The 12,962-nt window shown below is 51.3% G+C and carries 12 protein-coding genes; 3 read left to right on the plus strand and 9 right to left on the minus strand.

Annotation, left to right across the window (positions count from 1 at the left end; translation table 11 throughout):
• Positions 1-48: 48 nt before the first annotated feature.
• From gluQRS to WBJ47_RS07605, 7 genes are all read right to left on the minus strand, one after another.
• Positions 49-1,002, minus strand: coding sequence for a tRNA glutamyl-Q(34) synthetase GluQRS (gluQRS, locus tag WBJ47_RS07575; RefSeq protein WP_422242989.1), 954 nt, complete (start codon positions 1,000-1,002; stop codon positions 49-51).
• Positions 980-1,438, minus strand: coding sequence for a DUF494 family protein (locus WBJ47_RS07580; protein ID WP_422242976.1), 459 nt, complete (start codon positions 1,436-1,438; stop codon positions 980-982). The genes gluQRS and WBJ47_RS07580 overlap by 23 nt, the downstream gene beginning before the upstream one ends.
• Before the next feature lie 133 nt (positions 1,439-1,571).
• Entirely contained in the window at positions 1,572-3,596 is a 2,025-nt protein-coding gene (locus WBJ47_RS07585) for a TRAP transporter permease (RefSeq protein WP_424585381.1), read from the minus strand.
• A gap of 133 nt (positions 3,597-3,729) precedes the next feature.
• Entirely contained in the window at positions 3,730-4,692 is a 963-nt protein-coding gene (locus tag WBJ47_RS07590; protein WP_422242991.1) for a TAXI family TRAP transporter solute-binding subunit, read from the minus strand.
• A gap of 94 nt (positions 4,693-4,786) precedes the next feature.
• Positions 4,787-6,805 (minus strand): acetyl/propionyl/methylcrotonyl-CoA carboxylase subunit alpha, encoded by a 2,019-nt coding sequence (locus WBJ47_RS07595; protein WP_422242992.1) that lies wholly within the window; start codon positions 6,803-6,805, stop codon positions 4,787-4,789.
• Positions 6,806-6,824: 19 nt separating this feature from the next.
• Positions 6,825-8,432, minus strand: a complete 1,608-nt coding sequence (locus WBJ47_RS07600) for a carboxyl transferase domain-containing protein (RefSeq protein ID WP_422242993.1) — start codon at positions 8,430-8,432, stop codon at positions 6,825-6,827.
• 69 nt (positions 8,433-8,501) lie between these two features.
• Positions 8,502-8,882 (minus strand): MerR family transcriptional regulator, encoded by a 381-nt coding sequence (locus WBJ47_RS07605; protein ID WP_422243015.1) that lies wholly within the window; start codon positions 8,880-8,882, stop codon positions 8,502-8,504.
• A gap of 75 nt (positions 8,883-8,957) precedes the next feature.
• Here WBJ47_RS07605 and WBJ47_RS07610 point away from each other — a divergent pair, with 75 nt between their 5' ends.
• From WBJ47_RS07610 to WBJ47_RS07620, 3 genes are read left to right on the plus strand one after another with little or no spacing between them, the layout of a single operon-like run.
• The gene (locus WBJ47_RS07610) at positions 8,958-10,016 is read left to right on the plus strand and encodes an MBL fold metallo-hydrolase (RefSeq protein WP_422242994.1); all 1,059 of its coding nucleotides are present in this window, start codon (positions 8,958-8,960) and stop codon (positions 10,014-10,016) included.
• Positions 9,988-11,214: a cystathionine beta-lyase gene (metC, locus tag WBJ47_RS07615; RefSeq protein WP_422242995.1), complete on the plus strand. Its 1,227-nt coding sequence runs from the start codon at positions 9,988-9,990 to the stop codon at positions 11,212-11,214. Before WBJ47_RS07610 ends, metC begins: the two co-directional genes overlap by 29 nt.
• A 13-nt stretch (positions 11,215-11,227) precedes the next feature.
• Positions 11,228-11,530, plus strand: a complete 303-nt coding sequence (locus tag WBJ47_RS07620; protein ID WP_422242996.1) for a DUF1330 domain-containing protein — start codon at positions 11,228-11,230, stop codon at positions 11,528-11,530.
• A 67-nt stretch (positions 11,531-11,597) separates the two neighbouring features.
• Here WBJ47_RS07620 and WBJ47_RS07625 read toward each other — a convergent pair whose 3' ends face one another.
• Positions 11,598-12,236, minus strand: coding sequence for a thiol:disulfide interchange protein DsbA/DsbL (locus WBJ47_RS07625; protein WP_422242997.1), 639 nt, complete (start codon positions 12,234-12,236; stop codon positions 11,598-11,600).
• Positions 12,237-12,265: 29 nt separating this feature from the next.
• Positions 12,266-12,952: an SPOR domain-containing protein gene (locus tag WBJ47_RS07630; protein WP_422242998.1), complete on the minus strand. Its 687-nt coding sequence runs from the start codon at positions 12,950-12,952 to the stop codon at positions 12,266-12,268.
• Between the last annotated feature and the right edge of the window lie 10 nt (positions 12,953-12,962).

Genomic DNA, 12,962 nt, shown 5'->3' on the forward strand with positions numbered 1-12,962 from the left:
GGCTCTTGTACTCAACACGCTCAACCCTGGCGCTTTTCTGACTTCAGTCTAGCGCGGATCATAAATGCGGCGATTAATGCCGTGCAAGTTAGCACGACTCAGCCCTTGCACCCAAACGGGGATTGCAGCCGCCCAAAATTGGCTTACGTCCGCAACAGGCAAAGGATCAAAGCCCAATGCCAACCACGCCCGCTGCAAAACACCCAATGCATCACTCAAATCTATCGCAGCCGCGCCATTTTGTTTCGATAGTTTTTGGCCTGCCTCATCCGTCACAACGGGGACGTGCAAATATGTCGGTGGGGACAAGCCCAGTAAATTAAACAACACTAACTGACGTGCCGTGCTGCTGAGCAAATCTTCACCGCGCACCACGTGCGTCACACCTTGATGCGCATCGTCCACCACCACAGCTAATTGATACGCCCAAATACCGTCAGCACGACGCAAAACAAAATCACCCACGACTTGACCCACTTCCTGCGCCATAGCGCCCATCCAGCGATCTTTAAAGCTTGTCCGACCCTCTGGCACACGCAAACGCCAAGAGTGCGCCTGACGCCCTTCTGGTCGCCCAGAGCGACAGGTACCAGGATAGGGGCGCTCACCCTCCGGAAAGTGTCCTTGCATGCGCAAGACAGAGTCGGCGATCTCCCGGCGAGTGCAGCCGCACGGATAAGTGAGATTTAACGACAAAAGAGCATTATAAGACTGCTGATAGGCATCTAATCGGCGAGATTGATATAAGACCTCACCATCCCACCGCATCCCCAACGTCTGAAGTTGTTGCAAAATGACCTCGTCAGCGCCGTGGACATTTCGAGGCGCGTCGAGATCCTCCATCCGCACCAACCAAGATCCACCATGCGCACGCGCATCCAAATAGCTCGCGAGAGCGGCTACAACTGAACCTGCGTGCAAGGGCCCGCTCGGACTCGGCGCAAAGCGACCAACGTATGGGAAGTGAGCCGAGGGCTGTTCAGTGCAACAGACGGTCACCATCGTCGCGCAACAACTCTTCAAGAATCAAATGATCCACCTCAGACTCCTGACTCCAAAGGACCATCAAGGCAATGATTTTGATCTTTTCCAGAGAGACTGGGCCGTCAGTCGCTGCCATGGCACGGTCAATGACAATTTCGCGCAATACTGGCGACAAAGCCTCCGTTGCCTCAAGGAACGTAATAAAACCAATCGCTTGGGCACCGAGGTGTTGCTGCTCATTCTCGGCGTACACACGAAAACCATCACCAGGCGTGTGCGCAAGATCCACACACTGTTCAGTGGTTTCAGCTAAACCAACAAGCCAGCCAAGCGCCTCATCAATGTCCGTATGCTCGAAGCCTGCAGCGGCAAGCCGCTTGGCAAGGACCTCCGCCGACGGACAGGCCTCGGGGGTGTAGTAATTCTCAAACAGGTAAACCAGGATATCGAACATGGCAGCTACGGCTCCTGTTTTAACCGGGGTCTGTCAGACCCCTCATGTGAAATAACTTTACCCTTAAACATAGAAAACAACAAACGCTATCTGCAATACCCCTTAGGTCGCCCCGCAGATGACCCCGCGCCAATTACGCGGAAACAGTCGCCGGTGGTGTCGCGCGTCGAGCAAACTGCGTCAGTGTCGCAGGGAGTGCCAGCACCAATCCTGCCAAACCACTTTCCCAACCTGGCGCAATAAACAACAATGCTGCGGCTGCAAACGTCCAACGTTCCCAAGCTTTCATGTGCGTGAGAAAGTATGCGGAAAATGAAGCGGACAACAATACCAGGCCAACCATCGCGCCACTGAGGGTCACAAAAAACTCCGACCACGTAAATCCTTTCAATACCAAGAGCAAGGAAGGTGAAAAGATAAACACAAAAGGCACCAGCAACTTGCTGATTCCCAGCATAAAAGCTGTGTTGCCCGTTTTGAAAGGGTCGCTTCCTGCCATCCCAGCCGCCGCATAGGCCGCCAAGGCAACGGGCGGTGTCAGATCAGCCAAAATCCCAAAGTAAAAAACAAACATATGCGCAGCAAGCGGCTGAACACCGAGCTGCACCAAGGTTGGTGCCGCAACAGCCACCATGATGATGTAGTTTGCCGTCGTCGGGATGCCACATCCCATCAAAATACAAACAAGACCCGTGATCGCCAACGCAGCAATTAAAGTCAAGGTCTGCATATTGACTAAAAACTCAGGCAGAACGGCGGCCGCTGCACCCGCAATCGCTTGCGAAGCCGCAATCACAATGAACGACACCTTAAAGCCGACACCTGTGAGTGTGACCACCCCAATCACAATACCCACCGTGCCCGCTGCGGCACCTACTGCCAGCGCATATTTAGCACCCGTTTCAAAGGCATCGTACAGATCCTTCCAGCGCAACCGCTGAACAGGATTGAGTAGACCCACCACGATACATGCGGTAATGCCTGCGAATGCTGCGAGATAGGGGGTACGGCCACTCACCAACACGCCGATCAAAATCACCAACGGAATCAACGTTGGCCAGCGCTTGCGAAAGGACTCTTTTAACTTCGGCATTTCTTCTTCAGTCAAGCCACGCAAATTTTGACGCTTGGCCTCAAAGTGCACCTGCATGAACATGCCAAAGAAATATAAAAAAGCAGGAAACGTTGCTGCCAGGGCAATATCCCGGTAAGGAATATTTAAAAACTCAATCATTAAAAAGGCAGCCGCCCCCATGATTGGAGGTGTAATTTGACCACCTGTGCTGGATGCCGCCTCGACGCCGGCGGCAAAGTGACGTGGATAACCTACTCGGATCATTGCAGGGATCGTCAATGAACCCACCGTTACGGCATTTGCGATCGAGGACCCTGACAACATGCCAAACATCGCCGAACCAAAAACCGAAACCTTGGCCGGCCCCCCTGCATAACGCCCCGCAACAGCAGAGGCCACGTCAAGAAACAATTGCCCTAATCCAATCCGTGTGGCCAACACCCCAAACAATACGAAGTGAAAAACATACGTCGCCACAACACCAATCGCAACACCATAGACTCCTTGACTCGTCAAATAAAGGTGATTGACCACTTGCGGCCACGTGTTGCCAGCATGCTTTAGCAGCCCTGGAAAATCCTGACCGAACATCGCATACACAATAAAGACAATCGCGATGATAGGCAGCGGCCAGCCCATTGCTCGACGCGTTCCCTCAAGAAGTCCTAACAACAGGATCGTTCCCATCACGACATCAATGGTGTCGGGGTTGCCAACCTTGAAGGCTAATTCTTCAAAAATGTAAGGGATATACAACACTGTCAGCGCAAGCGCTAAGGCGATCGCCCAGTCAAAGAGCGGTACGCCCCCCGGCGAGAACCATGTTGATTTGGGGTCGCGCTTGTACGCCCGTTTATTAAAACCAAACACCAAAAAAATCAGGCTTAAAACAAAGGCAAGATGCACGCCACGATGCGTGGACTCACGCAATAAACCAAAGCCCGCCGTGTAATAGTGAAAGATCGACAAAGAAACCAATAAGATCGAAACAATCCAGGTTGCTCCCGCCGCGAGGGGACGAAACCGAATTTCAGGATCAAATTTTTCAGTTAGTGCTTGGGCTTTGACTTCGTCAATTTGCATGGCGGACTCTTAATAAACTGTTGACCATTTCGATCAAAAATAAAGGCGGTGCTGCGCTTACGCGTTCACCGCCTTGCTACTCACATCATCACTTAAGGCGCCCCGAGCGATAGACTCTCAACGCCTTGAACCATTACTTCAACAAACCTTTTTCTTTATAAAACTTCTCTGCACCTGGGTGAAAGGGGATACCTGCCCCCACCACTGCGTTGGAGAGTGTGATTAATTTGCCTTTTGAATGGCCAGCGGCCAAGGCTTTTTGAGCAGCATCCGAATACACTGCTTTCACGATCTCGTACACCACGGCTTCGGGCTGCTTGGCAGAAGTGACCCACTGCGCATTCACCGCGATGGTCTTGACCTCGCCGACACCTTGATACGTACCTGCGGGAATGACGTCAGGCGTAAAAAAGCGTTGTGACGCGCGCAACTTATCAATCTCGGGCCCAGCGATCGACACAAGCTCCACGCCTGCGCCACTAGAAACAAGCTCAGCAACAGCCGCAACTGGCGCGCCTGCGACGATAAAGAACGCATCCAAACCACCATCCTTCATTTTTTCGCCGGCTTGGTTAGGCTTCATGTACTCAGCTTTGACGTCTTTATCTGTCATGCCGTATGCGCCCATGATCAGGCGAACGTCAACCAACGTACCCGAACCAGGCTCGTCCATCGAAACACGCTTACCGCGCAAGTCAGCGACTGATTTGATACCAGAACCTTTGCGTGCGACTAAGTGAATGCTTTCTGGATAGAGCGTGGCAATCAGTCTTAAGTCCGCTGCCTTGGGCTTGCCTGCAAACGTCCCCGTGCCGGTGTATGCCCAATACGCCACATCCGACTGACTAAAACCGGACTCAAGAGATCCGCCCATGATGCCGTTGACGTTCGCCACCGAACCATTGCTCGCCACGGCGGATGCAATCAGCTTGCCTGGCTGGGTCACCAAGTTGGCGATCATGCCCCCCACCGGGTAGTAAGTACCCGCCGTTCCGCCCGTACCAATGCGGAAAAACTGCTGCGCTTGCGCGGGAGCGGCAACAGCTGCGACAAGCGCTGTAGCACCTAACACTTTAACTAAAGATTTTAAAAACATGAATGGACTCCTGATTAAATAATCGGACGACAACCTTGTCATTTTAACTGGTAGTTTTGCGTACTGATTGTAAATGTCTGCAACATTCGTAACTTCATACCAACTCAAGTAATGGCAGGCCTTCACTCACCTGCTCACCTAGGCCGAAAAATACCTCTTTCACCACACCTTCGGACGGGGCAAACACAACGTGCTCCATCTTCATTGCTTCCATGACAATCAGCGCATCGCCTTTTTTAACCCGCTGTCCTGCCTTGACATGTAAAGCAATGATCTTGCCAGGCATCGGTGCGTTGAGTCCACCTGCGGCATTGGTCTCGCCGCTCGCAAATTGCTTGAGAGGGTCTTGCATACTCAACACGACATGCTGGCCTTGAGCAAAGATATCCACCCGATCATCTTGTTTGATGACTGTTGCCGCTTGCTGACCACCCATCCACCTCAAGACAAGTTGATGCACACCCGTTGCCCTGCGCTGACTTTGCCATGAAACTTCATGTCGTCGCCCCTCTATCTCTAGGAGTTTTGACTGACCTGCCATCAACAAGCTCGCCTTTCTCTGCGACTCTGCGTCTAACCATAGAAAAGGTCGACAGTAGTCACCATTCAATCTCCAGCCATCCAACATGCCCCACGGGTCGTTTGCATGTCCAACCTGAGATCCGTCTGATTCACGCTCAGCATACTCCTCGGATACAACCGCCACAATCGCACACGCCAATTCAAAATCTGATGCAGGCATTCGCTCAGGCAACAACTTAGAGCGCCTGCGCTCAATAAAGCCAGTATCAAGGTCTGCGGATGCAAACGCTTCATCGTCCATCACTCTCGACAAGAAATCCACATTGGTATGCACCCCCACAATTTGTGTCTGCGAGAGAGCCTGCTGCATCCTAATACGTGCTTGCTCGCGGGTTGCACCCCACACGATCAACTTTGCAATCATTGGATCGTAATACGTCGAGATCTCATCGCCGTCCCGCACTCCTGCATCCAGACGCACCTCGCCATGCGTAAACTCGACATGCTTGGGCCACTCGACATGCGTCAGTCGACCAATCGATGGCAAAAAACCTTTTTCTGTATTTTCAGCATAAATACGCGCTTCGATGGCATGGCCTGTCAGCTGCAATTGTTCTTGTGTCAGCGGCAATGGTTCTCCAGCGGCGACACGTAATTGCCACTCCACCAAATCCAACCCCGTGATCATTTCAGTCACAGGATGCTCAACCTGCAGTCGCGTATTCATCTCCATAAAATAGAAACGCCCATTGGGCTCGACGATAAACTCAACGGTTCCCGCGCCTACATAGTTCACAGCTTGGGCAGCAGCGACTGCAGCCTCCCCCATCGCCCGCCGCATGTCAACACTCAGCTCAGGCGCTGGCGCTTCTTCGATGATTTTTTGGTGACGTCTTTGTATGGAGCAGTCGCGCTCAAACAAATATATACATTGCCCATGCTTATCAGCAAACACCTGAATCTCGATATGACGTGGCTTGTGTAAATAGCGCTCGATCAATACACGATCATCACCAAAGCTTGCGCGAGATTCTCTTTGACACGATGCGAGCGCCGCTTCAAAGTCTAGACTCGCCTCCACCACGCGCATGCCCTTTCCTCCACCGCCTGCACTCGCTTTGATCAACACGGGATAGCCCATTGCGTCAGCCTGCTTTCGCAAAAATTCAGGCTCCTGCTTTTCTCCGTGATAACCAGGCACAAGCGGGACACCCGCTTTTTCCATCAGACTTTTTGCTGCAGCCTTACTGCCCATCGCAGCAATTGCGGCAGCAGGTGGGCCAACAAATGTCAATCCTGCTTTTTCGCAGTCAAGTGCAAACCCTTCGTTTTCTGACAAAAAACCATACCCAGGATGAATGGCTTGCGCGCCATAACGCTTTGCAACGTCTAGTATCACTTCACCCTTTAAATAACTGTCGCTCGCTGCTGCAGGTCCAATTCGCACCGCGACATCACAACTCACAACATGCTTGGACTGCGCATCTGCATCCGAATACACTGCAATGGTTTTAATACCCAGCTTACGCGCTGTTGCTGCAACCCGGCATGCAATTTCACCGCGATTAGCAATCAATATCGTTTTAAACATAGTTTGTCTCCGCCTGCCGTTACATGCGGAACACGCCAAAGCGTGTCTCCGGAATTTCGGCATTTAATGCCGCTGACAAACTTAAGCCTAATATCCGACGCGTGTCCGCGGGCTTGATCACACCATCATCCCAAAGCCGAGCGCTCGCATAAAAGGGATGACCCTCTCGTTCAAATTGTTCAAGAATAGGCTGTTTAAATGCTTGCTCTTGTTCCGCAGTCCATGTGGCACCTTTTGCTTCAATGCCCTCTCGCCTGATCGTCGCAAGTACACTGGCCGCTTGCTCACCACCCATGACAGAGATGCGCGCATTGGGCCACATAAAGAGAAAGCGCGGAGAATAGGCGCGTCCGCACATTCCATAATTCCCCGCACCAAATGAGCCACCAATAATGATTGTGATTTTTGGCACAGCCGCCGTGGCGACCGCTGTCACAAGCTTTGCACCATGTCTTGCGATTCCTTCATTTTCATATTTGCGTCCCACCATAAAACCCGTGATGTTCTGCAAGAAAATTAAGGGTATTTTTCGCTGTGCACAGAGTTCAATAAAGTGCGCTCCTTTTTGTGCGGACTCAGAAAATAAGATCCCATTGTTTGCAACAATCCCAATCGGCATTCCATAAAGATGTGCAAACCCTGTAATCAACGTTGTGCCAAAACGCGCTTTAAATTCATCAAACTCGGAGCCATCCACAAGCCGCGCAATAATTTCGCGCACATCATAGGACTTGCGTGTATCTGCAGGAATAATTCCGTTTAATTCTTCGACTTGATAAAGCGGCTCTCGAGAGTCGCGCTGTGTGAATTGCTGTGGTTTTTGTCGATTGAGATGACTGACTATTTTGCGCGCAAGATGCAACGCATGGTGATCATCGATTGCCAAATGATCGGCAACGCCTGAAAGTCTAGTATGTACGTCACCTCCTCCCAGGTCCTCTGCTGAGACTTGCTCGCCTGTCGCAGCCTTGACTAAGGGCGGCCCCCCTAAAAAGATGGTCCCCTGTTCACGCACAATAATCGACTCATCGCTCATCGCGGGCACATAGGCACCGCCCGCCGTGCATGACCCCATCACCACAGCGATCTGCGCAATGCCCTGCGCGGACATGTTCGCCTGATTAAAAAATATGCGGCCAAAATGTTCACGGTCTGCAAAAACATCCTCTTGCTGAGGCAAGTTTGCACCACCAGAGTCAACCAGATAAATGCACGGCAAATGATTTTGAGCCGCAATTTCTTGTGCTCTTAAGTGCTTCTTGACAGTCATTGGGTAATACGTGCCCCCCTTCACTGTCGCATCATTACAAACAATGACGCACTCAATACCTGATACACGCCCTATTCCAGTAATAATTCCAGCAGCTGGCGCATCACCGTCATACATCTCGTAGGCCGCGAGAGGTGACAACTCCAAAAATGGCGTCCCTGGGTCCAGAAGTTTCTCTACTCGCTCGCGAGGCAGGAGTTTTCCTCGCGCGATATGTTTTTGTCTGGCTGCTTCAGGTCCACCCATTCCGATTTTTTCTAGCGCGGCCGTCAGCGCTGCGATTTTTTCCTGCATCGCGCTTTCGTTGGCCGCAAATTCAGCTGTGCGAGGGTTGGTTTTTGTCTCAATAATCGGCATCACTATGCTCTCAATTAGTTTACGTTTACGTAAACGTTAATATAAATATAGTGCACAGGGCTCAAATAGTCACTTTTTTGACTTAAGTAAGATTTCACATTGCCGCTGCTGCTGCGCAATTTCAGCCAGCGTTTCCTCAAGATCCACGCGCTGCTGCGCCAGACTGGCGCGCTGAGTTTCCAAAATAGATAAATAATGCTTAAGTTGAGGCACAGTATCGCGTGGCCCCTCATACATATCGACTAACTCGCGTATCGCCGACAGCGTAAAACCCAACCGCTTCCCGCGTAAGGCCAATCTTAAGCGCGTGCGATCTCGCGCCACATAGATGCGCTTATTGCCGTCACGGGCTGGATTCAAAATTCCATGATCCTCATAAAATCGAATCGTGCGAGGGGTGATGTCAAACTCTTTGGATAAATCCGAAATCGTCCAGGTCGCTTTAGTCATCATATTCATCATGGCAGTTTACGTAAACGTAAATTATGATGGACCGCAACAACCGTCAAGTTTGGAGACAAAAAAATGAATCCCCTCGAGCATCAACTGCAATACCCCTTTGCAGACACAATGCCCGGACCCGGCCTATCCATGGAGCTCGCACCTGGCGTGCGCTGGATTCGCATGCCGCTGCCTTTTGCGCTCGATCACATCAACCTCTGGCTTCTGCGCGACAAAATCGACGGAGTAGAAGGCTGGACCATTGTCGACTGTGGCATCAGTCGAGACGAGGTGAAAGCACTTTGGGAAGATATTTTCGCGACTCAGCTCGAAGGGCTCCCCGTACTTCGCGTCCTGGTGACACATATGCATCCAGACCACGTCGGTTTAGCGAGCTGGTTATGTAAAAAATGGAATGTCCCGCTCTACATGAGTATGACGGACTATATGACCGCCAAGCTCTGGTCCATCGGCCAAGGCACCGGTGCGACGGGAGGGGAAAGCGCGGCCCAACACTTAGGTCGCCACGGCATGACGGACCCCGATTCACTTGAGCAAATTCGGGCACGTGCCTCCTACTATCCTAATCTCGTACCAGATATGCCCGCATCCTATGCACGCATACTGGATGGTCAATCCCTAAACATCGGTGGACATGCATGGCAAGCGATTGTGGGGTATGGCCATGCACCCGAACATATTTCTTTGTTCTGTCCAGATAAAAATGTCCTGATCTCCGGAGATATGGTGCTGCCACGCATCTCAACCAATGTCAGCGTCTTTGACTACGAGCCAATGGGTAACCCACTCCCGCTCTATTTAAATTCCCTGAACAATTTTGAGCACCTCCCCGCTGACACGCTCATTTTGCCGTCTCACGGAAAACCTTTTAAAGGCTTGCACGAACGCATTGCTCAACAACACACGCATCACGCAGAGCGACTCGCCGAGGTGCTCGAGGCTTGCGCAACGCCGCAATCGACCACCGATATCCTGCCTGTGCTTTTTAAACGTAAGCTAGACTTACATCAAACAACGTTTGCAATGGGCGAAGCCATCGCGCATCTTCATGCTCTATATTTTGAAGACAAACTCTCGCGTGAGCTCTGCGCAGATGGCATTATTCGCTTTGTCAGAAAATAAAGGACTCGCTTTGACCACACATCACCTTGATACCCGATTACTCCATATCGGAAGCGCACCCTTCGATCCAGAAACAGGCACCGCCCCTGTTAGCCTGCCATCCATGCGTACCAGCACCGTTCGCTTCGAAAACTTGGCGGCGCTTGATCGGGCAATGACTCGTCGACTTGCTGGGGAAAGAGCGATTACGTATGGTCGCTCAGGGATGGATACCCATAGAGCGCTCGAAGATGTCTTTATGCAGCTCGAAGGCGGCACGTATTGCGTGCTCGCACCTTCCGGCATGGCCGCCATCAATATCGCCTTTCTTGGTCTGCTCAAAACAGGGGACCATGTTCTCGTCGCAGATTGTGTATACGGTCCGGTACGCAATCTCGACCGTGCTTTGCTCCAAGGTTTTGGAATCTCCGTGACCTACTTTTCCGCTGAGCGCGACGACATCACCCAGCTTGTTCAACCCAATACCAAAATGATTTATGTCGAATCACCCGGTTCATTGTTATACGAAATGCTGGATATGCCCGCTCTTGCATCCAAAGCGAAAGAGCATGGCTTGATCCTCGCCACCGACAACACCTGGGGTTCAGGCTACATTTATCGACCCTTAATGCTCGGCGCTGACGTATCAATCGTAGCGGGTACAAAATATATTGCCGGGCATTCCGATGTAATGCTTGGTGCAGTGATTGTGAAAGATCAAAAGCTTGCCTCTCGTATTCATTCTGCACAATACGCCATGGGTAATTCTGTGAGCGCAGACGACGCCTGGCTTGCCTTACGCGGTGTGAAAACCATGGCCGTCCGCATGCCCCAACATGCACGCAACGCCCTTGAGGTCTGCACCTTTCTTGACGCGCAACCAGAGGTTCTTCAGGTCTACCATCCGGCTTGGCACAAAGACGCAGGTCATGCACTCTGGCTACGTGACTGCACGGGCTCCAACGGCATGCTGTCCATTGAGCTCAATTGCACGCCTGAGGCGGCTAAACCCTTCGTCGATGCACTCGAACTTTTTGGCATCGGCTTTTCTTGGGGTGGTTTTGAAAGCTTGGTTCAATGGGTCGAACCTGGCAGCTTGTCTTCACACCAATATTGGAAGCACCACCAACATGCATTGATTCGCTTGCACATCGGTCTTGAGTCCGTAGACGACTTGATTGCCGACCTCAAGCAAGCACTAACGAAAATAAAAAAATAAGAGGAAAATTGATATGTCTAAAGACAAAGGTTATGTCTTTGTGGAACTTGAAGTGCATGACATGGACAACTTCAAAGCACATTACCAACCCCGATCCACGGCAGCCGTGGCTGCTTTTAATGGCCGTTTTGTGATGCGCGGCGGTGAAGTCACTGTCAAATCAGGACCTGAAGATGCACGTCGACGCGTGCTGTTAGAGTTTGATCGTTACAAAGATGCGCTCGCATTTTACGACTCGCCACTGTACCAAGAGGCAAAACTTCATCGCGATCGCTATGCACATGTCCACGCGTTTTACATCATGCGTGGCACATAAAAAAACCGCTACTTCTTTCAAGTAGCGGTTCGGGTCCTGTCAGAGACAAGTCGGACGAATGGTCGCCTTACTTTCCTCTGACCTGACGGATCAAATCACTCGCCACATCCAGAGTTTGCTGATAACCACCCGCCTCTGAGGGTGACGTGACAAAGCGTCCGCCAACCGCTACGGTCGGTGTTCCTTGGATTCTGTAGGCCGTCACAAGTTGATCCGCACGACTTGCCTTAGATGACACACCAAAGGACTCATAGGCCACATCAAATTTTTCTGCATCCACGCCTTGCGATCCAATCCAACTTTTAATTTCAGCTTTTGTAAACAAGCGCTTTTTTTCCTGATGGATGGCAATGAAAACTTTTGGATGCATGTCCAAACGGTTTAACGCCTCAAGGGTGTAATACAAGCGTTGCAAAGGTTTCATGCTGGCGTTGAATGCAACAGGCACTCCGCGCACGACCACATCAGCAGGTTGAGCTTTGGTCCACTTTTCTAACAAGGGCTCGATCGCTGCGCAATGACCGCATCCATAAGAGAAAAACTCCAACACCTCAACCTTGCCTGGTTCTGTTGCCTGAGCAGGAGTCAGTTCAATAAACTTTCCTTTCGCAGCAGGCCCGCCTTGTGAAAAGCTCGCCGTTGCAAACAACAGCGCTGTCGTCGCAAACAACATCACGAAGAAACGTGAAAAAATATTTTGTGTCATAACAATTCATCCCAAGTAACTAAATCCAATTATTGACGCACGACTGCGGTTGGGATTTTTTCCTGACCCAGACGAATACGCGTTTGATTCATATCGTCAATTTTTGCAAAAGGTCCAACACGCACGCGATTAACTTGTAAGCCATTGACTTCAGCGCGCTGAATTTCGACAGGCATACCCATCAAGATAATTTTTGCCCGTAACGCTTCCGCATCCTCAAGCACTCTAAATGAGCCAACTTGTAAATAATAAGGTCCCCCAGTTTTAGGAGGAGAAGTTGACTCTGGGCGAGTCGGGGTCGATGGTGCATTCACTATAGCGGATTGCGAATTGCGTGACGAGGCATTTGGTGCAGGGGTCAAGGTCGCGATCAATGAACCCAAAGCATCGGCGCCTTGCTGTTTCGATGCCCCCGTTGCAGGCGGCTGAGAGCCTTGCCCTAAGCCGGAGAGGTCTGCTTGACCTGTTGGCTGATCTGGCGAACTTGGAGCGGTGACAGGTCCAACATCCCGGTTTCCTAAGGCCGCATTGGGATCAGGTGCATTCCGGGGATCAGGCACACCCTGTGAGTCGGGCGAGCGACTCGCTTTATCCATAAAAGGCATAGGCGCTTTGATGACGTAATACGCCACGCCTGCCGCCAAACCCAAGCCTAGCAGCAGCCCCGCAAGCACACCATAAACCGTGCTACCACCCGATGATTTACTTTTAGCCATAGTGATGATC

The organism is Zwartia sp. (assembly GCF_049655405.1).
GTDB lineage: Bacteria > Pseudomonadota > Gammaproteobacteria > Burkholderiales > Burkholderiaceae_B > Zwartia.